Source organism: Salinimicrobium terrae DSM 17865, from assembly GCF_000424665.1.
Taxonomy (GTDB): domain Bacteria; phylum Bacteroidota; class Bacteroidia; order Flavobacteriales; family Flavobacteriaceae; genus Salinimicrobium; species Salinimicrobium terrae.
This window is the reverse complement of record NZ_AUKI01000016.1, coordinates 1-22836: the sequence shown is the minus strand read 5'-3', so window position 1 is coordinate 22836 and position 22836 is coordinate 1. Positions and strand designations below refer to the sequence as shown.

The window sequence follows — 22836 nt, the reverse complement described above, 5'->3', positions numbered from 1 at the left end:
ATATGGCATCTATAGATGAGAACAATGTTCTTGAGATCTTAGGCAAAAAAGTTCCTCCCGGTAAAGGCGCAACCATCAACTTCAATATGGCCAAGCTTTATACCACCACAAATGTGGAAGTGCCAATTATCATAGAAAGATCAAAAAAACCGGGGCCAGTAGTACTCGTAACGGCAGGTATTCATGGCGATGAAATCAATGGGGTCGAAGTTGTTCGCCAGCTTATTGTAAAGGAGATCAACAAACCGGCAAGAGGGACAGTTATATGTATTCCGATTCTCAACGTCTTTGGTTTTCTTAATATGTCCCGCGAGTTTCCCGATGGCCGGGACCTTAACCGGGTGTTTCCCGGTACTAAAAATGGCTCTTTAGCCAGTCGTTTTGCCTACCAGTTTGTACAAAAAATTCTTCCTGTAGCCGATTTTTGTATGGACTTTCATACAGGAGGTGCCAGTCGTTTCAATGCACCCCAGATTCGAATTAAAAAAGGAGAAGAGATGGCCATGCATTATGCAAAAATCTTTAATGCTCCATTTACAATTATTTCCAAAACAATTACTAAATCCTACAGAGAAACCTGTGCAAAACAGGGGAAACCGGTTTTACTTTTTGAAGGTGGAAAATCCCGGGACAGTAATAAAAGTGTAGCAAAACATGGGGTGGAAGGTGTAATGCGAATACTCGCCCACTTCGAAATGCTTAAACCAAAATTTGATGTTCCCGATGCTACAGGGGAAACTATCATTATCGAATATAGCAACTGGATGCGCGCAAAGTACAGCGGACTTCTACACGTGAAGATCCCGTGCGGGAAACATGTCGAAAAAGGAGAATATATTGCTACAATTACAGATCCTTATGGAAAACTGCGGCATAAAGTTAAGGCTCCATATGCCGGCTATATTATCAATGTGAATGAATCCCCTATAGTTTACCAGGGGGACGCGATATTCCATATTTCCCTTTCAAAAGAAACTTATGAACAAGAAGCAGCTTCGGCTTAAATATAAAAGATTAAGAGAAGTACTCACTCCAGATGATGTTGAAGAAGGTAGTTTGGAAATCGCCAACAACATTTTAAATTTACCAATTTGGGAACATTCCTACTATCATCTCTTCCTGAGTATTTCAGAAAAAAACGAAGTGGACACTCAGGCAATTTTACATATCCTGCAGGGAAAAGATAAAAATATAGTGCTGTCAAAATCCAATTTTGAGAGCGGCTCCCTTACAAATTATTTACTTACAGATTCCAGTATTATAAAAGTAAACGACTGGGGCATACCAGAGCCTGTAGACGGGATCGAGATTCCGGCGTCAAAAATTGAAGTAGTTTTTATCCCGCTGCTGGTTTTTGATGAAAAGGGGAACAGGATAGGCTATGGAAAAGGTTTTTATGACAGGTTTCTTACAAGGTGTGCCAAAGAGGTGGTGAAAGTAGGATTATCTCTTTTTCCTGCGGAAGAAGAGATCACAGAAATAAATGAACATGATATTCCACTTGATTACTGCGTCACTCCTGAAAAAATATATAATTTCAAAAATTTGTAAACCAACAGGTTTTCAACTACTTTTAATCAATTCAACTTGGGATTTTAATGCTTAACGACCTCCAGCTAAACAGTATTTTAGAAGACTTTGATGTTGCTTACTGGAAGATCAACCTCCTTACGAAAGAAATTTCCTGGTCTCCTCACTTCAATTTTCTTATAGGAGATCCCGACACCGGAAGTAATAAATTTGAATTTTTTCTGAATAATATCCTGCACAAGGATTACCGTTACGACTTTAGGGAACATTTTGAAAATCTTACCACCTATCACAAACCATTTACTACAGAAGTCCGTCTTAAACTAGAGAATGGGAAATATCGTTGGTTCGAATGCCGAAATTTGAAGAGCAGAGATAAAGGTATGGCAGATGCTGCTGTCCTCTTGTTTGTTAATATTCATCAGGCAAAACGTGATGAATACACAATAGAAGAAAATTTCTTCTATTATCGTGAAACTGCAGAGATGACTTCTACAGGAGGTTGGTATCTGGATGTTACAACCAATGCGGTATATTGGGATAATGTCACAAAAAAGATTCTGGACTGCCCTATGGATTACGAACCAAATCCCCAGGACAAACTTAGATTTTATGCCGAAGATCACCACCAGAAAGTGGAGGATATGCTCAAAAAGTGTTCGAAATTCGGTATTCCCTTTAAAACGGAAATTAGAATGCGCACCCTTCACAACAGGGAGTTTTGGGTAAGGGCCACTGGTAAACCGGTTTATAATAATGATCAGGAAATTGTTGGGATCAGGGGAGTGTATCAGGATATTGATGAGCAAAAAACCAATGAGTTAAATCTTCAGAATTCCCTTGATATTATAGCTTCCCAGAATTCAAGACTTTTCAATTTTGCGCATATAGTTTCCCATCAGCTACGCTCCCACAGCAGTAATTTGAGTCTAATTTCTCAACTCCTTGGAGAGGCAAGAACCGCTGAAGATAAACTGGACCTGCTCCTCAACGTAAATGACGTTTCTGAAAACCTGGAGGAAGCCATTAGTGACCTCAATGAAATTGTTACCCGGCAAAATAATCTAAAAAAGGAAAGGCAACTTGTGAAATTTAAAGATGCTCTTGAAGTAGTCATTGCATCTACTTCTTCCCTAATCAAGAGGGAAAATGCGGAGATCATCGCCGAATTTGATGCATTGAACGAAATAAACTACATTTCTGAGTATCTGGAGAGTATTTTATTAAATTTGATTACAAACGCCATTAAATACAAATTTAAAGGTAGAAAACCGGTAATTTTTATCCAGACCTACAAGGAGCACGGAGAGAGTTATCTGGAGGTAAGTGATAATGGTATGGGAATCGACCTTGACGAACATGGGGATAAAATGTTTGGAATGTATAAAACGTTTCACAGCCATCCCGAAGCAAATGGAATTGGCCTCTTTATAACTAAAAATCAGGTTGAGACCATGGGAGGAACCATTTCGGTCACCAGCACAGTAAATATTGGCACCACATTTAAAATTAAATTCTGATTCATGGATCACCCAATAGAGCTTGCTTGTATTATAGACGATGACAAGATCTATGTCAATCTGGTAAAGAAGATCATTGAGATCAAAAAACTTTCTCAAAATCTTATTATCTTCAAAAATGGCAAAGAAGCGCTTGATTATTTCAAAGCGATTCTGGGAAACATAAATGAAGAACGCCTGCCCGATATCATTTTTCTTGACCTGAATATGCCGGTAATGGACGGTTGGGAGTTTCTAAGCGAATTCGTGAAGATTAAAAATAACTTTAATAAAAAGATAACTCTTTACGTGGTAAGTTCATCCATTGATCCGAGGGATCTTGAACGTGCGAAATCTTTCAATTTGGTTACAGATTATCTTATCAAACCAATTGAGCTGAAAAGATTCGAAAAAATCTTTGAAAAAGACGTAGCTTAATTTTCTGCTTTTTCAGTTTTCCTTTGCTTTTCATCCTCCGGAAAAGCCTTTTTACTGAAGATCAAAAGAAGAGCCACCCCGGTAGTAATAGCCGAATCGGCCACATTAAATACCGGCTCAAAAAAGGTAAAATAATCCCCTCCCCAAAACGGCAGCCACTCCGGTAGATAACCCGACCATAATGGGAAATATAACATGTCTACTACCTTACCGTGCATCAGTGTACCATATCCTCCTTCTTCAGGAAGAAAAGTCGCGACCTGGTTATAACTGTGATTAAAAATTTCTCCGTAAAAAACCGAATCAATAATATTTCCGAAAGCACCTGCGAAAATAAAGGAGATCGCCACGATTAGAACAGGAGCGCCATTCTTTCTAACAGAATCCCACAACCAGTATCCAATTCCCACTATTGCAATAAGTCTAAAGCTGGTAAGCAGCAATTTTCCATATTGTCCCGGGATCTTTGCACCCCAGGCCATCCCTTCATTCTCAATAAATAAAATTCTAAACCAGTCAAAAACATGAATCTCCTCTCCCAGAACAAAATTAGTTTTAATGTAAAATTTCGAAACCTGATCAATGATCAGGATGAGGATTATTATGAGAGAAGCTTTCTTTAAGGACATTGAGAATAATTTGAACTGGGCAAAAATACTAATATTATTTAGTTTCGGTGATCTTTATGTCTCCATGGATACTGGTTAATTCCATTTTATTATTTCCTTTGATTGTTTGTGGTACTTCTACAGTTCCATGTCTTGAGGCAGCTTGTAAATCTATCCTGTTAGCAGTTCCCAAAATATTGCCATCAAAAGTATTAATGACAGCATTTCCAGTGAAATCTTTCAAATAACAGGATCCATTCTTCAACTCAACAAGTACTGCATCATATGCTCCTGAAATATAAACCGAAGCAAGATTTGAAATAATTTCTACCACCATTCCTTCGGGTATCTCCAGTTCGACTTCCATGGAAATTACTTTATGAGTACTTAATTTATCATAGCCGTTTTGCAGAACCTTTCTGTAGCGGGAAGTGAGGAATAATGTCTGATTTTGAAGATCTGCATCCAGACTAATAACATTGAAGTATTCTCCCTCGGTACGGGTGGTGATCACAACCTTTTTTTCAAGACCGGTACCAATACTTATCTTAAAGATCTCATCTCCGGAAAATACGATTTTTTCTATCCTGGCTGCACTAATTAAATCATGCGTAACCTTCTGGGCACTTGCCGATAGAAAACATATTAGGAAAAAAGAAAGGAGGTAAGACTTCATAGCTGCAGGAAAACAAAAAACGCTCCAAACCAAAGGCAGGAGCGCTTTTTAATAACTGATTTTTAAATCTAGCGTTGCATGTTCTTGGCCTCGATGCTAAGGGTAGCATGGGGAACCAATTTTAAACGCTCTTTGGCAATTAATTTTCCGGTTACCCTACAAATTCCATAGGTTTTACTTTCAATACGCACAAGGGCGTTTCTAAGATCACGAATGAATTTTTCCTGGCGTATCGCTAGCTGCGAATTTGCCTCTTTACTCATTGTCTCGCTGCCTTCTTCAAAAGCTTTGAACGTAGGAGAGGTATCATCTGTACCGTTGTTCCCGTTATTCATGTAGGCGCTTTTGTAAAGATCCAGCTGTTCCTTCGCCTTTTCGATCTTGGCAAGGATCAATGTCCTGAATTCCGCCAGCTCTGCATCGCTGTAGCGTTCTTTTACTTCTGTTGACATAGTTCTTAATGTTTTTTAATTAACAACCTTGTGGTTACTTCATCAAAAGAAACTTCCAGTCCGTTGTTCACTTCTTCTGCTAAGTCGAGATTGGCAGTGAGGGTTTCGGTTTTAATATATTCTATATTTTGTTGAACAGCCTCCTCGACAGTGCCGTCCTTTTGTAGGGTCACATCTATTTTATCGGTTACTTCAAATCCCGAATCTTTTCTAATGTTCTGAATCCTGTTCACCAATTCTCTAGCAATACCTTCTTTTTTAAGATCATCTGAAATCTTAATATCCAGGGCAACTGTGATATTTCCTGAATTAGCAACGAGCCAACCTTCTATATCCTGGGAAGTGATCTCTACATCACCGCTTTCTAATGTAAGCATTTTCCCGTTAATATCTATCTGAATTTCACCGTTCTGCTCCATTTTCTGAATATCTTCTGCTGAAAAATCATTGATTTTTCCGGCTATAACTTTCATGTCCTTACCAAACCGCGGACCAAGAACCTTAAAATTCGGCTTGATCTGTTTCACAAGAATACCTGAAGCATCATCGATCAATTCCAGTTCCTTCACATTGACTTCAGACTTGATAAGATCTGCCACGGCTTCGATCTCTTTCTTCTGCTGTTCATCCAGCACAGGGATCATAACTCTTTGAAGGGGTTGCCTTACTTTGATCATCTCTTTTTTCCTCAGGGAAAGAACCAAAGAAGAAACCGTCTGTGCCTTTTGCATTTGGCGCTCAAGTTCTTTGTCTACGAATTTTTCATCTGCCTCAGGAAAATTAGCCAAATGAACTGATTCGAAATCTTCCTTTTTAGTGGCCTTTTCAAGATCTTTGTACAACCGGTCCATAAAAAATGGTGCAACCGGAGCTCCTAATTTCGCAACTGTTTCAAGGCAGGTGTAAAGGGTTTGATAAGCAGAAATTTTATCCTGCCCATATTCCCCTTTCCAGAATCTACGGCGACATAGTCTCACATACCAGTTGCTCAAATTCTCCTGAACAAATTCTGAAATTGCCCGTGTAGCCTTTGTAGGTTCATAATCTGCATAAAAACTATCCACCTTTTCAATTAAGGTGTGAAGTTCAGAAAGTATCCACCGGTCAATTTCAGGCCTTTCCTCTAATGGCACATCGGCTTCAGAATAGGTGAAGTTGTCAATATTTGCGTAAAGTGAAAAGAAAGAATAAGTGTTATATAATGTTCCGAAAAACTTTCGTCTCACTTCTGAAATTCCTTCAATATCAAATTTTAAGTTATCCCATGGATTTGCATTGGAGATCATGTACCAGCGGGTGGCATCGGGTCCAAAAGCGGCCAGGGTTTCAAAGGGATCTACAGCGTTTCCAAGACGCTTGGACATTTTTTGTCCGTTCTTGTCAAGCACTAGCCCGTTAGAAACTACATTTTTGTAAGCTACATCATCAAAGGTCATGGTAGCAATAGCGTGAAGCGTATAGAACCAACCTCTCGTCTGGTCAACGCCCTCGGCTATGAAATCGGCTTTTCTCCAGGTTTTCTCAACTTTTTCGGCATTTTCAAAAGGATAATGCCACTGCGAATATGGCATGGAGCCTGAATCAAACCAAACATCAATAAGATCGGCCTCCCGCTTCATAGGTTTTCCTGAAGCTGAAACCAAAATGATCTCATCTACTACATTTTTGTGCAGGTCCACTTTATCATAGTTTTCATCACTGAAATCCCCGGGTTCAAATTCAGCAAAAAGATCTGCTTTCATAACTCCGGCATCTACAGCCTTCGCCATCTCCTCCTTAAGTTCCTCAATAGAACCCATTATCTTTTCTTCCTTACCGTCTTCTGTTCTCCAAATTGGCAATGGGATTCCCCAATATCTTGATCTTGAAAGATTCCAGTCATTTGCATTGGCCAACCAATTCCCAAAACGTCCTTCTCCGGTAGATTTTGGTTTCCAGTTAATCTGTTGGTTCAGTTCATGCATGCGATCCTTAAAATCGGTTACCTTAATGAACCACGAATCTAACGGATAGTATAATATAGGTTTATCGGTTCTCCAGCAGTTGGGATAGCTGTGCAGGTATTTCTCAACCTTAAAAGCCCGATTGTCTTCCTTCAGCTTGATGGCAATCTCTACATCAACAGATTTTTCGGGTGCTTTGCCATCATCATAATATTCGTTCTTTACGTATTTGCCTCCAAATTCCTTTAATTCGGGTCTGAATCTCCCCTGCAAGTCCACTAGCGGAACCAGGTTGTCATTCTCATCCTTTACCAACATTGGTGGTACTTCAGGACTGGCTTGTTTTGCAACCATGGCATCATCTGCACCAAAAGTTGGAGAGGTATGTACGATACCGGTACCATCTTCTGTAGTTACAAAATCCCCTGCAATTACTCTAAATGCATTTTCAGGATGCTCATGTGGTTTAACATAAGGAATTACCTGTTCGTATCTGCTCTCCACAATATCCTTCCCGGAGAAAGATTCACCTATCCAATATGGGATCTTTTTGTCTCCCTGTTTATAAGATTTTAAAGCTTCCTCAGAATTTACTTTTTGGAACTTCTTGTCAAATTGCTTTTCTGCCAGTTCTTTTGCTACTATTACAGTTATAGGGTCGAAAGTATACTGGTTGTAAGTCTTAACAGTTACATATTCAATCTTCGGCCCCACTGTTAAAGCTGTATTAGAAGGTAACGTCCAGGGGGTGGTTGTCCATGCGATAAAAAACAATTCGCCTTCCATTTCAGAAAGAAATTCAGGCAGTGTTTCCTTTTTCGCTTTGAACATGGCAGTGACTGTAGTGTCGGTCACGTCCTGATAAGTTCCGGGTTGATTTAGCTCGTGAGAACTTAGCCCGGTTCCTGCTTTAGGCGAATATGGCTGAATTGTATAGCCTTTATAAATTAAACCTTTTTTGTAAATCTGGGAAAGCAGCCACCACACAGTTTCCATGTATTTGGATTTATAGGTAATATATGGGTCGTCCATATCCACCCAATATCCCATTTTTTCGGTAAGGTCATTCCATACATCGGTGTAGCGCATCACGGCATTTTTACATGCTTCGTTATATTCCTCTACACTTATTTTCTTACCAATATCTTCTTTGGTGATGCCCAGTTCCTTCTCTACGCCCAACTCAATTGGAAGCCCGTGAGTATCCCAGCCGGCTTTACGCTTTACCTGGTAACCTTTTTGCGTTTTGAACCGACAAAAAATATCCTTGATGGCTCGTGCCATCACGTGGTGAATTCCCGGAAGACCATTTGCAGAAGGTGGACCTTCAAAAAAGACAAATGGATCCTTCCCTTCCCTCGAGGTCACACTCTTCTCAAAAACATCATTTTCCTTCCAAAAATGCAGAATTTCTTCAGCCACTTTTGGCAGGTCAAGTCCTTTATACTCAGGGAACTTTGCACTCATCATCTTGTTCTTTGAAAAATAGTTGCGCGAAAATAATGATTTTTAATAAATCGCAGGGTTTAAAACAGGAAAACCTGAACGCCTCCTGATATTAATCAGATATAAGAGCCTTACTACGTTGATAATACCTTAAAAGGAGTACTGCAGGGCGAGGATCAGATTGCGGCCTGCAGCGGCTATCCCGGAGGAGTAGGTGCGGTACCGCTGATCAGTAATATTCTCCAGACTGGCAGTAAGCAACCACATTTTTCCAAGCTGATACTGAGAACTGAAATTAAGCGTGTACCATTCGGGAGAGTAGGGATTCCCGTTTTCATCTATCGCATAAAGGTAAGCCTTGTCTCTCTCTGAAGGTGCTAACTCTTCAGCACTAATTTCACCGTTATATTCGGTAAAAAGATCAAACCTTAGATCACTGTTTTGCCAAACAAGATGGACATTCCCAAAGAAGGGCGCCGCATGCCGTAAAGGTGCTGTAGTGCCGTCCTCCTGCTCCTCTTCACCTTCGGTGAGGCTTATTCGCGAAGTTAGCTTCAGCTGCTCTGTAAATCGTATTTTTGCACCTGCTTCAAATCCATAAACACGGGCCTTAGCTGTATTTTGTATAGCCTGTACGTTACTTGGCTCCCCCCTATATTCAATAGTCGTTTTCCCGTCAAGATTAAAATCTCTTCTCACCAACGCGTCCTCAAGAAGGGTATAGTAACCCGCAAGGTCCACCTGCACAACACGATCAAAATTAAGCCGAAGACCAAGTTCAGCATTATAGGCCTTTTCGGGCTTGAGGTTGGGATTTGGCACCACAACAAGACCAGGGGCCGAATCAAATATTTTCCCCACATCATCAATATTAGGTGCTCTAAAGGCAGTCGATAAATTAAATTGCCATCCAAAAATGGCATTTTGCTGCCAGTTTAATCCGGCGCTTCCTGTTAAAGCTCCTGTACGGATATTTGCATCTGAAAAAGGAAAATCATAAAGAGCCTCATCAAACACAGCATCAAGAAGAATGTAATTATATCGGGCACCAGATTGGATGGTGAGGGAAGGATCCAATTCCCATTGAAGGTTTCCATACGCTGCCAGGGATTGCCAGCTAGCATCATCGGGATATCTTGAAGTTCCCTGAAAGGTCTCACCGGTTGTAATATTCGTTTCCCTTCCAGTGGAATTCACTTCGTTGAACACGTATTCCCCTCCGTAAAATAAAATAATTTCTGAAAAGGCCTTTTCAAAATCCAGGTTCATCGAATACGCATCCACCTGCTCTTTTGTGTGGTACAGGATCTCCTCCCCAAAATTGCGGTCATTGCGGCTCTCTTCAAAATATTGATAAGCAAGGCTGAATTTTGCTTCATCATAAACATCACCATTCCCCACCTTGTCCACCTGCAAATTTGTTTGTACCCACTCCTGCGGACCGTAGTACCATTCGGCTCCACGTAAAACTCCTCCGCGCTCACGGTAAAGTCGGTCGTACCGGGGAAAGTCTGATGTTGTTGAGTAAATTATTCCGAGGGAAAGATTATATTCTTCTGAGGGCTGGAACAGTACTTTTTGAAGCAGGTTGAGTTGTTCATATCCCGTAGGCTTCTGAATTTTCGGATTCTTATTCTCCACCATAAAATCCTGCCCGTCTCTTCGCACTGCATAATACGGCCGCAGGTATTCTTCCGGTCCATGGCTGCCCATTCGCATATCTTCAAAGCCTGAATATGATGCACTGGTTAAAAAAGCCCATTCCTTACTGCCGTAAGAAATATCAAAATGCCCGGTTTTTTCTTCATTGGCAGTAGCATAACGAGTATAAGCTCTACCTGAAAAATTTCCTCCTTCGGCCACTGAAAATGCCGGAGTTAAAGTGAAAAAATTAATCACACCCCCAATGGCGTCACTTCCAAAAATAATTGAACCTGGACCTAAAACAACTTCAGTTCTCTCTACCGAAAGGGGATCTATTGAAATTACATTCTGCACATTTCCTCCTCTAAAAATAGCTGTATTCATACGTACTCCGTCCACTGTAATCAACAACCTGTTGGTTGCAAAGCCTCTTATCATCGGACTTCCGCCGCCAAGCTGACTTTTCTGAACGTAAACCTGTCCTGTACTCTCCAGAAGATCGGCCGATGTTTGTGGGTTTGAGGTAAGAATTTCCTTTTGATTAATAGTCACCACCTTTTGGGGAACCCGATTTCTTTTCTGCTCAAATTTTGAAACAGAAAGTACAACTTCGGTTAATTCATTTTTAGTTGGTAAAAGATAAACTTTGCTTCCCTTCACAAGGATCTGTTTCTTCGTAGCATGAAATTCCGCATGGGCAATATGCCTGAAAAAAATAATTTCGTCAGAGGCAAAAACTGAAAGATTTGCTTCGCCATCAAAACCAGTAAGCAGACTTTTTGACTTATCCTTGTTATAAACAGCCACATTAAAAATCGGCTGTCCTGTTTCCTTGTCAAGAACCACAATCTCCTGGGCCGAAGAAACTGAAAACAGCAGGAAAAGGATTAGACCGGCAAGAAGTCGCATTAAGTGAAAATTTCGTTTAGAACCGCGAGGGATTTAGGTTTATGAAAACCCTGAAGATGAATTTCAAAATATTTCAAAAGCATAAGTAAAAATCCCGATCGTGCTGTCTGGTTAAGTTTTAAGGAAGAGAGATCATCAAACTCTGTGCCCAATAGCCGCTGCAAAAGAACAACATTTTCATCGTTTATGCAGTCGAGGTTGGTTTCCACATCCTGAAAAGTTCCGTCGATAAGGTTAAAAACAGGTGCATCTTGCTGAGAATCATCGGGATAAAAACCTAAATACCGGGTAAGCTTCAGTAGGAAAAGTAAATGAAAATTGACTGTTTTTTCGTGGGAATCAAACCATTCCAGACTAGCCTCGACATAATCATATAGTGCCGGATTTGCTTCCTCTTCTTTTACAGCATTCCGAAGCACTTCAGAAAGAAACATTACAACTGTAGATTTTATAACATGGGTATGTAAGCTCTGGTACGGTTTTGTCAGTTTGGCTTCCTTCATATACTCCAAAGTACCCTTGTCTTTATGATTTGCCACGATCTCCAGCTGACTTAACGGCTGAAAAAGGGAGGCTTTGAGCTTACCTTTCCTCGATTTAAGCACCCCGCGAAGCAGATACGTTTTTAACCCACTTTTTTGGGTGAAGCATTTCACGATCAAATCGGCTTCTCCGTATCTTAAGGCACTAAAGACAATTCCTTTGGTGGTGATCAACATTCAATAGTGAGATTTTTTCTTCTGAAAAAATATCTTTTAAAAATGACATTTTAAGCAGTAATATTCCTGAAGACTTATTTGTCAAAAAAGGCATTTTAAGCAGGTAATCTTTCGAAGCAATAAATGTAAGCCAAAAAAAGAAAAAGCCGCAAAACTGCGGCTTCTCCAAATTAGATTTCAGCAGGAGATTATACTACTCCCTGTGCAAGCATCGCATCGGCAACTTTAACGAATCCGGCGATGTTGGCTCCCTTTACGTAATCAACATAACCATCTTCTTCCTTACCGTATTCCACGCATTGCTCGTGAATATCATTCATGATCTGCTTCAACTTGGAATCAACTTCTTCAGAAGTCCAGTTGTATCGCATTGAGTTCTGAGACATCTCCAATCCTGAAGTCGCTACTCCACCGGCATTTGAAGCTTTCCCCGGAGAGAAAAGGATCTTAGCCTCCTGGAACACTGCAATAGCTTCGGGGGTACAAGGCATATTCGCACCTTCACCAACAACTTTACAGCCATTTTTCACAAGAGCTCTCGCATCATCTTCAAGCAACTCGTTTTGAGTCGCACACGGCAGTGCTATATCGCACTTCACATCCCATGGAGTCTTTCCTTCGAAATATTTAGCATCCGGATATTCATTAAGATATTCCTTGATCCTGCCTCTCTTCACATTTTTAAGATCCATTATAAAGGAGAGCTTACCGGCATCGATTCCGGTCTCGTCGTAGATGTATCCCGAGGAATCGGACATGGTCACCACTTTACCACCTAGTTCGGTAGCTTTCTCGGCTGCGTACTGCGCCACATTTCCGGAACCTGAAACCACAACAATTTTTCCTTTTATAGAATCTCCTTTGGTCTTCAGCATGTTTTCTGTAAAATAAACATTTCCGTAACCGGTAGCCTCAGGACGAATCAATGATCCTCCGTAAGAACGACCTTTTCCGGTAAGTACTCCGGTAAATTCATTTCGAAGCCTTTTGTACTGTCCATAAAGGAATCCTACCTCCCGGCCTCCAACTCCAATATCTCCCGCAGGTACATCTGTATCAGCTCCAATATGGCGCTGCAGCTCGGTCATAAAACTTTGACAGAATTTCATAACCTCGTTATCTGATTTTCCTTTTGGATCAAAATCAGATCCTCCTTTACCACCACCCATTGGCAGGGTTGTAAGGCTATTTTTGAATACCTGCTCAAAAGCAAGGAATTTAAGAATAGAAAGGTTTACTGATGGGTGAAAACGCAATCCGCCTTTGTATGGGCCGATGGCAGAATTCATCTGAATCCTGAAGCCGCGGTTCACCTGCACCTCACCGTTGTCGTCTATCCACGGCACACGAAACATGATCACACGTTCCGGTTCTACCATTCGCTCCAGCAACTTTTTATTCTGATATTTTTTATTTTTTTCAATGAAAGGAATAACTGTTTCAGCAACCTCATGAACCGCCTGTAAAAATTCGGGCTCATTGGTGTTACGTTTTGAAACGCTATCTAAAAATTCTTGTACATTTTTTTCCATGGTTTTAGCTAAATTATTTTAACGAAAACGTTTTTTTACGATTCCCTGCAAATATACATTATCTGCAAATTTTAGCCTTAAAATTTTTGTTATTCCTTTTATAATTAATCATTTTCTGCAAGGGCCATAATTCCCAGTTTCTTTGGGATGTTTTTATATATTTGCTCAGATTGGATTTTTCTATATGACCAACATTTTCAAAACATTAATGCTGGGATTCCTGCTTTTTTTCTTCGGAAAAGGAAATGCTTCTGCACAGGTTGGTATGGTGGGCCAGGAAATTGGTATTGTTGCCGGTCCTGTGGCCTATTTTACAGATTATGGTTTACGTTGGAATTTAAAGACCAATTCCTCGAACATAGGAACTGGCGTGGGTTTAGTCTATTATCTCAACTTTGCCTATAAAGCTGATTGCGACTGTTATGCCCGGTACTCATTTTTTAACGATCATTTTAGAGTCAGAGCCGAAGTGGATTATCACGAGGGAGAACTAAATCATTATGGTCCAATTGCCCAAAAAGAAAACACAAGAGGGGAACAGCTTCGGGGAATGATTGGAAAGGTTAGTGCCTTTGAGGTTGGTGCCCACCTGGAATATTATCCTTTAAGCATTAGAGATTATACCGCCTTCGCCTATCCGGTTGCACCTTATATAAGCCTTGGTTTCAATTTTGTAGGATTTGATCCATATACCTACTCCACTCTAGGACCTTTAGAAGATAATATTTTTCCAGCTTTTGAAGGCTATGTGAGCCAGGAACCGGGAACCACCTGGAGCATAGTTGCAGGTGCGGGAATGCGTTATAAACTGAGTATTGGCAGTGATCTTGTAATGAACATGCAATGGAGATATTACAACACCGATTGGCTGGACGGGCTAGATCATGACAACCCGCAAAACAAGTTTAACGATATGATGTTCTGGCTGAACTTTGGATATATCTACTATTTAAACTTTTAAATTACAATAGCTACGGAATTCGTTCTAGAGCTGCTTCCAAAAATTTCCTTTTTGAAGCGTTAACCCAATGCCTGCTTAAGGTCATTAATTAGATCTTCTTCATCTTCTATTCCCACACTAAGCCTTATCATAGAATCGACAATTCCCGTCTTAGCTCTTTCTTCCCTCGGAATAGACGCGTGGGTCATACTCGCAGGATGACCGGCCAGGGACTCGACTCCTCCCAATGATTCTGCAAGGGTGAAAACTTTTATCTTTTCGACGAAAGAAACTGCACTTTCCAAAGTTCCTTCAGCTGTGGTAAACGAAACCATTCCGCCGAAACCATTCATTTGTTTTTTGGCAATGTTATGATTGGGATGGTTTTTAAATCCCGGCCAGTATACCTTATCCACCCTCGGATGATCTTTAAGAAATCTGGCTACTTTCTCTCCGTTTTCACAATGCCGCTGCATGCGAAGGTGTAGAGTTTTAATTCCCCGCAAAACGAGGAAACTATCCTGTGGGCCACAAACTGCTCCGCTGGCGTTTTGAATGAAGTACAGTTTTTCTGCCAGTTTCTGATCTTTTACCACAAGACCTCCCATAACTACATCACTGTGACCTCCAAGATATTTAGTAGCACTGTACATCACCAGATCTGCCCCCAAATCAAGAGGCTGTTGTAAATAAGGAGTGGCGAAGGTATTGTCTACTGCGACCAACAAATTATATTCTTTAGCGACACGAAACATAGCTTCTATGTCTATGATATTCATCATTGGGTTAGTTGGAGTTTCTACCCAGATCATCTTTGTATTCTTATTAATATATTGTTCTATATCAATTGCATCCTTCATGCTCACAAAGTGAAATTTTACTCCCAGGTCTGCAAAGATACCGGTGAAGAGCCGGTAAGAACCACCATAAAGGTCGTTCGTGGAAAGGATCTCATCGCCCGGCTTAAATAATTTAAGTACAGCATCTATAGCGGCAAGACCGGAGCCAAAAGCCAGGCCGAAATTTCCATTTTCTATACTGGCAAGAGATCTTTCAAGAGCAGCCCTGGTTGGATTTCCGCTTCGGGAATATTCAAATCCTTTGTGTCCTCCGGGAGTAGATTGTTTGAAAGTAGTGGTTTGATATATTGGAGGCATCACCGATCCATATGCAGGATCTACATTTTGCTGCCCCCCATGAATGGTTTTAGTGTTGAACTTCATTTTTTAAATTTTATTTAAGATATAAATGTAACATTCGCTTTTGGGCTTTCCCAAAATAGCCCGTACCTTTCAGATCAGTTTAACAATAGCCACTTATGTCCCGCAATATTGTACGTCTTTTGATGCTTGTAATCATTTTTACAGGTTGCAAAAAAGACAAAGAAGAGCAAGAGAAAGAACCAAAACCAATTTCCTTAAATTTTCAAAAAGAAAGCCTGGTCAAAAAAGCGGGAGAAAACTGTGATACGGCAGCGTATGACTGCTCTATTATTGCCCTCGATGTAATTCGGGCTGCCGATGTTCCGGGAGTTTCAGAAAAGATCAACAGTCACCTGGATGAACATATTATCAAACTCATCTCTACACAAGAAAATTCGGGCATTACCAGCCTTGAAGAGCTTTCTGAAAAATTCCTGAGCGATTACCGGGAAGCCGCCAAAAATTTTTCAGAAGAACCACCCTGGGAAGCGTATGTAGATGAAAAGGTGTACCTGCAAAGTGACAGCCTTGTTTCTATAGGAATTACTACAGAAATTTTTACCGGAGGTGCTCATGGATACAAAACACTCACATTCCTCAATTTTGATCCCACCTCAGGAAAAATACTCTTCAAAAATGACATTTTTGAAGATGATTTCATCTCTTTTGTTGAGCAGAGATTTAGGCAGGAACAGGAAATTCCCGAAAATGAGAATATCAACAGCACAGGTTTCTGGTTTGAAAATGAAACCTTCAGCCTGCCCGAAAATGTGGGTTTTTCAGAAGAAAAGGTGGTACTGGTTTACAATTCGTATGAAATCGCACCTTATGCTGCCGGGGATATTGTAATGGAAATTCCGCTGGAGGAAGTGCGGCCTTTCATCAGGATTGAATAATTTTACCGCATGAAAAAGATCTATTATTTATCCACCTGTGACACCTGTAAAAGAATTCTCAAGGAACTCGAACCTTCTGCCTCTTTTGAATTGCAGGATATCAAAACAGAACCACTAACAATTGACCAACTGCAGGAACTTAAAAAGAGAGCCGGCACCTACGAAGCTCTTTTTAGTAAAAGGGCACGATTATATAAAGAGCGGGATCTGAAGAACAAGCAACTTTCCGAAGAAGACTATAAAAATCTCCTTTTAGAGCACTATACTTTTCTCAAACGCCCGGTAATTGTAAACGAACAAAAGATCTTTATTGGCAATTCCAAAAAGGAAGTAGCTGCCGCAAAAGCTTCTATAGGTGAATAAAAGACTGCTGGCAATCCTGGCAGCTATTGGAGCAGGTACAATTTATGGCATCAATCATACCGTTGCCAAAGGATTAATGCCCGTGTACATAGAGCCCTTCGGATTCATATTCTTAAGGGTAACGGGAGCCGCTATTCTTTTCTGGCTCATTAGTTTTTTGGGACCCAGGGAAAAAGTTGCCACCAGTGACTGGCCCCGGTTGTTTGGCTGCGCAGTTCTGGGAATGTGTATAAATATGTTGTTCTTTTTCAAAGGCCTTAGCCTCACCACCCCCATTAACAGTTCTGTTATTACCACAATTACACCTATAATTGTCCTGGTTTTAGCAGCTATTCTTATTAAAGAAAGAATAACCCTGCTTAAAACCTTAGGAATAATTACGGGGCTTGCCGGTGCACTCGGGCTGATCTTCTTTAGTAGCAATCAAGTCCAAAATGCACCAAATATCCCGCTGGGAAATCTTCTAGTGCTTGTGAACGCCACTTCCTACGGACTTTACCTGATCCTGGTAAAACCACTTACAGCTAAATATCACCCCTTTACCTTGATGAAATGGCTTTTTTTAATGGCTGTTCTTATTAATCTTCCTTTTACCCTAAAAGAATTCACTGAAGTAGATTGGACCAGCCTCCCACAAGAAGCTATCCTGGGAATGAGCTTTGTTGTTTTTGGAACGACATTTCTAACTTACCTTTTGAACGTATATGCTCTCAGGCAGCTGAGTGCCTCCACAATAAGTGCTTTTGTCTATATACAACCTTTGATCGCAATTGCATATGCAGTCTCCACCGGAGCCGATTCGCTTAATATGCTGAAGATTATAGCCGCTCTACTGGTTTTCGCCGGAGTTTATATGGTGACCCGTAAACCTAAGCCTGTAGCGTAGCGGGATCTATATCTTTCGGAATTTTACCGTATTTCCTTGTATCCTCCCGTGTTAGGACCTTAAAATCTTCGGTATGATCGAGGTGGTCCAGACTATTGAACAGCTCCTTTGGAAGACCTGTTAACTTTCTCTCTTTAAGATCAATCCAGCCGCCCATCATTTCACAACTCGCAAAATTTCGACCCTTGTGATCATAAAAATCATGAACAAATTCAAAATACATTCCGTCTTCAGAAAGACCTTTTAATCTTAAAGTAACCGTTACAGGTTTTCCTGCAAATACTTCTTTAAAATAATAAATATGTTCATAGAAAACCACCGGTCCCAGGTTATGCTGTGCCATTTCTTTTTGGCCAAACCCGTTCTCCATTAAAAAACCCATTCGGGTATGACTCATAAAATTTATGTAAGCCGTGTTGGCCAAATGCCTGTTGGCGTCAATATCACTCCACCTTATTTCGAAATTCTTCTTGTACATTTATAAAAATTTGAGATAAAATTACAAATTTATATTATGCATGCATAATGAATTTTCTTTCATTTACTGCTTCTAACCTTACTTTACAAAAATGCCCTTAGTAGAAAGTAATTATTACCCTCCTGTTATGTTCAGGAATTATCATGTCTCTACGGTTTACTCAGCGATGGTAAGACGGGCTCCGGTTAAACAGCAGCGGGAGAGAATAGATTTGCAGGACGGAGATTTTATAGATCTTGACTGGAGCTTTGCTAAAGAGGAATCTAAAAAAGTTCTTGTGGTGATCCACGGCCTTGAAGGCAGCGCAAAGCGTCCTTACGTAACTGGCCTGGCCCGGCATTTCGGCCTTAACGGCTGGGATGTGGCCGCAGTGAATCTGCGTGGTTGCAGCGGAGAAATGAACCGTTGTTTCAGGTCGTATCATGCCGGGGCCACAGATGACCTTGAGGAAATTGTAGAGTTTATTCTGAAAAAAAAAAGCTATGACACAATGGCTTTTAACGGCTTTAGCCTGGGCGGTAATCTTATGCTGAAATTTCTGGGTGAGAAAAGAGAAATCCCGGAGCAAATAAAAGCGGCAGTAATGGTTTCGGTTCCGTGTGATTTGTATGGCAGTTTAAAACAACTTCAGAAGAAAGAAAATTTTCTGTACGCTAAACGTTTCCTTAGAAAATTGAGAAATCATTTACTGCTGCGTGCAGAAACCTTTCCGGAGCAATTAACAAAAGAAGAGATCAAGGCCTGTAACAGACTGCTTGATATTGATGACCTGTACACCAGCAGGGCTCATGATTTTAAGGATGCCCTGGATTACTACAATAAGAACAGTTCTCGCCAGTTCCTGAAAAATATAAAGGTTCCTACCCTGCTCATAAATGCCAAGAATGACGGTTTTCTTTCACCCAAATGTTACCCGGTCGATATTGCCCAAGCCAGTAGGCATCTATTTCTTGAAATGCCCGATTATGGCGGTCACGTCGGGTTCGTCCAGAACAAACCAGTAACCTACAATGAGGAACGTGCTTTAGAATTCATCGAAGCTCACCTGTAGCCACTTTTCTTTGTACAGGCCTGAATTTGTTTATCTTTGCCAAACATTAAAAATTCAACATGATTCAGTCAATGACCGGTTTTGGAAAAAGTATATTACAGCTCCCTTCCAAAAAGATCACCGTAGAAATAAAATCCCTTAACAGCAAAAACCTGGATCTTAATGCACGTATTCCTTCGCAATACCGCGAAAAGGAACTACAGCTGCGCAACAAGATCTCCCGGGAACTTACCCGCGGAAAAGTGGATTTTTCTGTATACGTTGAAGTTACGGGAGAAGAGACTACCTCGGCAGTTAACTCGGCAGCGATTAAGAAATATATGACTCAGCTGCGGGAAATTCATCCGGCAAGTGATGTTGACCTTCTTCAAATGGCTGTGCGCATGCCCGATGCTTTTAAGACTGAAAGGGAAGAAATTGACGAGGATGGATTCAAGGCTATTGAAGAAGCAGTTGATGAAGCCCTTAGAGAGATCAACGATTTTCGTTCTGCTGAAGGGAAAGCACTTGAAGAAGAACTTGAACAACGAGCAGAAAATATCCAGAATTTACTGAGACAGGTGATCGAAATGGATCCTGAAAGAATTGCCGGAGTAAGAGAACGCCTGCAAAAAGGAGTTGCCGAACTAAAGGAAAATGTAGATGAGAACCGTTTTGAACAGGAACTTATTTTTTACATTGAAAAGTTTGATATTACTGAAGAAAAAGTAAGACTGGAAAACCATATGGACTACTTTCTGAAGACACTTCAATCTTCAGACTCTAATGGAAAAAAACTTGCATTTATCTCCCAGGAAATGGGTCGTGAGATCAACACCATAGGAAGCAAATCCAACTATGCTCCCATGCAGCAACTGGTAGTTCAAATGAAAGACGAGTTGGAAAAGATCAAGGAACAACTTCTAAACGTACTGTAATGGCAGACGGGAAATTAATTGTCTTTTCGGCACCATCGGGATCGGGAAAAACGACTATTGTTAAATATCTGCTTGCCCAGGAAGAGCTCAATCTTGAATTTTCTATTTCCGCAACCTCAAGAGAGCCAAGGGGCATAGAAGAACACGGCAAGGATTACTATTTTTTGAGCCTTCGGGAATTTAAAGACCGAATCAAAAATGATAGTTTTTTAGAATGGGAGGAAGTGTATCGAGATAACTTCTACGGCACTTTAAAAAGTGAAGTGGAGCGTATCTGGTCACATGGCAAAAATGTCATTTTTGACATTGATGTGGTTGGCGGTCTCGATATTAAGAACATCTATCCCGAAAAAACCCTCGCGGTTTTTGTGAAACCTCCGAGTATAGAAGAATTAAAGATCCGGCTCAAGAAGCGGGAGACAGAATCACCTGATAAGATTAATATGAGAGTTGCAAAAGCATCTATCGAACTGGCCACAGCACCTCAATTTGATCATATCATTGTTAATAATGATTTGAACACTGCTTTGGAAGAAGCGTACGCTTTAGTTTCAGATTTTGTTGGCGCCGCTAAAGTTCCAAAAAGGTGAAAAAAAGAATAGGTCTGTTTTTTGGCACTTTTAACCCTGTACATGTAGGGCATCTTATCCTGGCCAACCACCTGCTACAATATTCAGATATTACGGAGGTTTGGATGGTAGTAACTCCACACAACCCGTTCAAGAAGAAAACCAGTCTGCTAAACAACCACCATCGTTTTGAAATGGTGTGGCAACTTTGCGAAGAATATCCGGGAATAAAACCGAGCGATATAGAGTTTAAGCTTCCGCAGCCGAATTATACGGTATACACCTTGGCACATCTGGAAGAAAAGTACCCTGATCATGAATTTGTCCTGATCATGGGAGAAGATAATTTAAAAAGTTTTCCAAAGTGGAAGAATTACGAAGTCATTCTAGAAAGGCATAATGTATTGGTTTACCCGAGATATTCAGAGGGTGAAAATCATCCGGAACTACTTGATCATCCCGGGATCACCCTCACCGATGCTCCAAGAGTGGAAATATCTTCCACATTTATTCGAAAAGCCATAAAGCAAGGTAAAGATGTGCGGCCTTTGCTACCTTCCACCGTCTGGAAATACATTGATGAAATGAATTTTTATCGCTAAAAAAATCACCCCCGACGCTTTGAACTTGCAGGGGGTAATTCTTAACTAACTAACCAACAAAAAAATTTAACTCCTGGAAAATATATTTTCTGTTATTCTATAACGCAATTTGCTGATCCAATCTTATTTCATTTTTGGACTCAATTGTTAAAATTTGAAGGAGGTGAAGAATCTTTTAAAATTTTCTTTGCTGCGGCGATTCTTCACAACCTTTTTATTTTCCCTATTTTTGATGGTACAATTGACCTTCTATGGAGAAAACGCCAAAATTCGCTGTTATTGGTGGCGGTAGCTGGGCTACAGCCAATGTTAAAATGCTTTGTGAAAACCTCGATGAAGTAACCTGGTATATGCGGAGTGTATATATCATTGAACACATAAGGAAACAGGAACACAATCCCAATTACCTCAGTTCGGTTGAATTTGACAACTCACAACTCTATCTTACCAACGATATTGACGAAGCTGTAAGACGTGCCGATATCCTGATCTTTGCCATTCCATCTGCTTTTCTTAAACGAGAACTGGATAATTTAACCGAATCTCTGGATGGTAAAATCATCTTTTCTGCTATAAAAGGAATTGTGCCGGAAACCAGTCTTATAGTGGGCGAACATTTCCATAAAACCTATAATATCCCTTACGAGAACATTGGGGTTATCACAGGACCGTGTCATGCCGAGGAAGTGGCGCTGGAGCGACTTTCCTATCTTACCATTGCATGTTCAGACGAAGACAAAGCAGCACTGGTGGCAAAGTACCTTAGTAGCGATTACATCAATTGCAAGACAAGTGACGACATTGTCGGAACAGAATATGCAGCAATGCTTAAGAATATTTACGCTATCGCTGCCGGGATTGCCCATGGGCTTGGGTATGGCGATAACTTCCAGAGTGTCTTAATGAGTAATGCAATTCGCGAGATGAAGAAATTCATCAAGAAGGTCCACAAGATGAAACGCAATATTAATGATTCAGCTTACCTGGGTGACCTTTTAGTAACAGGATACTCCACTTTTAGCCGGAACAGGATGTTTGGGAATATGATAGGGAAAGGTTATACGGTAAAAAGTGCTCAAATGGAGATGAGCATGGTAGCCGAAGGTTATTATGCGACCGACAGTGCTTTTAAAATAGTGCAGGAAACCGGTGCGAAGACCCCTATTATCAATGCCGTTAACGGAATCCTCTACCAAGGCAAGGACCCTAAAAAGGTATTTAAGAAATTGGCAGAAAAGTTAGATTAAGGTAGTGTAAGCTTCCCTTAAAACCGAACTGTTTAAAAGTAGAATAATTCTTAATTTTAAACAGTATGAAAAAAAGTAAATTTTCTCCACAGCAGATCTCTAAGATCCTCAAAGAATTCGATAACGGTAAAACAGCTGCCGAGATCAGTCGTGAATATGGTGTAAGCACCGCTGCTTTTTACAAATGGCGAGAGCGTTTTAGCGGAATGAATGGTAAAGAGCTTAAGCGACTCAAAGAACTTGAGGAAGAGAATCGTCGACTCAAGCAAATGTATGCCACCCTTTCTCT

23 protein-coding genes are annotated in these 22836 nt (G+C 40.6%); 14 read left to right on the top strand and 9 right to left on the bottom strand.

What is annotated here, in order from left to right; translation table 11 throughout:
• The first annotated feature begins 2 nt into the window (after window positions 1–2).
• The 4 genes from H148_RS0105475 to H148_RS0105460 are packed head-to-tail and all read left to right on the top strand — an operon-like array spanning window position 3 to window position 3467.
• Window positions 3–1004 carry a succinylglutamate desuccinylase/aspartoacylase family protein gene (locus H148_RS0105475; RefSeq protein WP_029033907.1) on the top strand — a complete coding sequence of 334 codons (1002 nt, stop codon included), beginning with the start codon at window positions 3–5 and terminating at the stop codon, window positions 1002–1004.
• A complete protein-coding gene (locus tag H148_RS0105470) occupies window positions 979–1551 on the top strand; it encodes a 5-formyltetrahydrofolate cyclo-ligase (protein ID WP_029033906.1) in 573 nt (190 codons plus the stop codon). Before H148_RS0105475 ends, H148_RS0105470 begins: the two co-directional genes overlap by 26 nt.
• Before the next feature lie 47 nt (window positions 1552–1598).
• A complete protein-coding gene (locus H148_RS0105465) occupies window positions 1599–3050 on the top strand; it encodes a sensor histidine kinase (protein WP_029033905.1) in 1452 nt (483 codons plus the stop codon).
• Between the two features lie 3 nt (window positions 3051–3053).
• Entirely contained in the window at window positions 3054–3467 is a 414-nt protein-coding gene (locus H148_RS0105460) for a response regulator (RefSeq protein WP_029033904.1), read from the top strand.
• Here H148_RS0105460 and H148_RS0105455 read toward each other — a convergent pair.
• From H148_RS0105455 to gdhA, 7 genes are all read right to left on the bottom strand, one after another.
• Window positions 3464–4096, bottom strand: a complete 633-nt coding sequence (locus tag H148_RS0105455) for a lipoprotein signal peptidase (protein WP_029033903.1) — start codon at window positions 4094–4096, stop codon at window positions 3464–3466. The two genes, H148_RS0105460 and H148_RS0105455, sit on opposite strands and share 4 nt — an antisense overlap.
• Before the next feature lie 34 nt (window positions 4097–4130).
• Entirely contained in the window at window positions 4131–4751 is a 621-nt protein-coding gene (locus H148_RS0105450) for a hypothetical protein (protein WP_029033902.1), read from the bottom strand.
• A 68-nt stretch (window positions 4752–4819) separates the two neighbouring features.
• Window positions 4820–5203, bottom strand: coding sequence for a TraR/DksA family transcriptional regulator (locus H148_RS0105445; protein ID WP_029033901.1), 384 nt, complete (start codon window positions 5201–5203; stop codon window positions 4820–4822).
• Between the two features lie 5 nt (window positions 5204–5208).
• The gene (gene ileS, locus H148_RS0105440) at window positions 5209–8613 is read right to left on the bottom strand and encodes an isoleucine--tRNA ligase (RefSeq protein ID WP_029033900.1); all 3405 of its coding nucleotides are present in this window, start codon (window positions 8611–8613) and stop codon (window positions 5209–5211) included.
• A 129-nt stretch (window positions 8614–8742) separates the two neighbouring features.
• Complete coding sequence (locus H148_RS0105435; protein ID WP_029033899.1) at window positions 8743–11145, bottom strand: TonB-dependent receptor plug domain-containing protein; 2403 nt, start codon at window positions 11143–11145, stop codon at window positions 8743–8745.
• Entirely contained in the window at window positions 11145–11864 is a 720-nt protein-coding gene (gene recO / locus H148_RS0105430) for a DNA repair protein RecO (protein ID WP_029033898.1), read from the bottom strand. Before recO ends, H148_RS0105435 begins: the two co-directional genes overlap by 1 nt.
• 188 nt (window positions 11865–12052) lie before the next feature.
• Window positions 12053–13396, bottom strand: coding sequence for an NADP-specific glutamate dehydrogenase (gene gdhA / locus H148_RS0105425; RefSeq protein ID WP_029033897.1), 1344 nt, complete (start codon window positions 13394–13396; stop codon window positions 12053–12055).
• Between the two features lie 184 nt (window positions 13397–13580).
• Between gdhA and H148_RS0105420 the strand changes: the two genes are divergently transcribed.
• Window positions 13581–14357 (top strand): THC0290_0291 family protein, encoded by a 777-nt coding sequence (locus tag H148_RS0105420; RefSeq protein WP_029033896.1) that lies wholly within the window; start codon window positions 13581–13583, stop codon window positions 14355–14357.
• Between the two features lie 59 nt (window positions 14358–14416).
• Here the strand turns inward: H148_RS0105420 and H148_RS0105415 are convergent, their stop codons facing one another.
• Window positions 14417–15559: a cystathionine gamma-synthase gene (locus tag H148_RS0105415; protein WP_029033895.1), complete on the bottom strand. Its 1143-nt coding sequence runs from the start codon at window positions 15557–15559 to the stop codon at window positions 14417–14419.
• A 95-nt stretch (window positions 15560–15654) separates the two neighbouring features.
• Here H148_RS0105415 and H148_RS0105410 point away from each other — a divergent pair, with 95 nt between their 5' ends.
• From H148_RS0105410 to H148_RS0105400, 3 genes are read left to right on the top strand one after another with little or no spacing between them, the layout of a single operon-like run.
• Entirely contained in the window at window positions 15655–16434 is a 780-nt protein-coding gene (locus tag H148_RS0105410) for a DUF3298 and DUF4163 domain-containing protein (protein WP_083961585.1), read from the top strand.
• Between the two features lie 9 nt (window positions 16435–16443).
• Entirely contained in the window at window positions 16444–16797 is a 354-nt protein-coding gene (locus H148_RS0105405) for an arsenate reductase family protein (protein ID WP_029033893.1), read from the top strand.
• A complete protein-coding gene (locus tag H148_RS0105400) occupies window positions 16790–17683 on the top strand; it encodes a DMT family transporter (RefSeq protein WP_029033892.1) in 894 nt (297 codons plus the stop codon). The genes H148_RS0105405 and H148_RS0105400 overlap by 8 nt, the downstream gene beginning before the upstream one ends.
• Here the strand turns inward: H148_RS0105400 and H148_RS0105395 are convergent.
• Complete coding sequence (locus H148_RS0105395) at window positions 17667–18161, bottom strand: acyl-CoA thioesterase (RefSeq protein ID WP_029033891.1); 495 nt, start codon at window positions 18159–18161, stop codon at window positions 17667–17669. The two genes, H148_RS0105400 and H148_RS0105395, sit on opposite strands and share 17 nt — an antisense overlap.
• A 91-nt stretch (window positions 18162–18252) precedes the next feature.
• On the opposite strand from H148_RS0105395, the gene H148_RS0105390 reads away from it, so the two are divergent.
• The 6 genes from H148_RS0105390 to H148_RS0105365 all read left to right on the top strand — a co-directional run.
• Entirely contained in the window at window positions 18253–19212 is a 960-nt protein-coding gene (locus tag H148_RS0105390; RefSeq protein WP_029033890.1) for a YheT family hydrolase, read from the top strand.
• Between the two features lie 59 nt (window positions 19213–19271).
• Complete coding sequence (locus H148_RS0105385; RefSeq protein WP_029033889.1) at window positions 19272–20129, top strand: YicC/YloC family endoribonuclease; 858 nt, start codon at window positions 19272–19274, stop codon at window positions 20127–20129.
• Complete coding sequence (gmk, locus tag H148_RS0105380) at window positions 20129–20719, top strand: guanylate kinase (protein WP_029033888.1); 591 nt, start codon at window positions 20129–20131, stop codon at window positions 20717–20719. The genes H148_RS0105385 and gmk overlap by 1 nt, the downstream gene beginning before the upstream one ends.
• On the top strand, window positions 20716–21300 hold the full coding sequence (gene nadD, locus H148_RS0105375; protein ID WP_029033887.1) for a nicotinate (nicotinamide) nucleotide adenylyltransferase: 585 nt from the start codon (window positions 20716–20718) through the stop codon (window positions 21298–21300). The genes gmk and nadD overlap by 4 nt, the downstream gene beginning before the upstream one ends.
• Before the next feature lie 251 nt (window positions 21301–21551).
• On the top strand, window positions 21552–22547 hold the full coding sequence (locus tag H148_RS0105370) for an NAD(P)H-dependent glycerol-3-phosphate dehydrogenase (protein ID WP_029033886.1): 996 nt from the start codon (window positions 21552–21554) through the stop codon (window positions 22545–22547).
• 65 nt (window positions 22548–22612) lie between these two features.
• A partial coding sequence (locus tag H148_RS0105365) for a transposase (protein WP_029033401.1) occupies window positions 22613–22836 on the top strand: 224 nt, incomplete at its 3' end.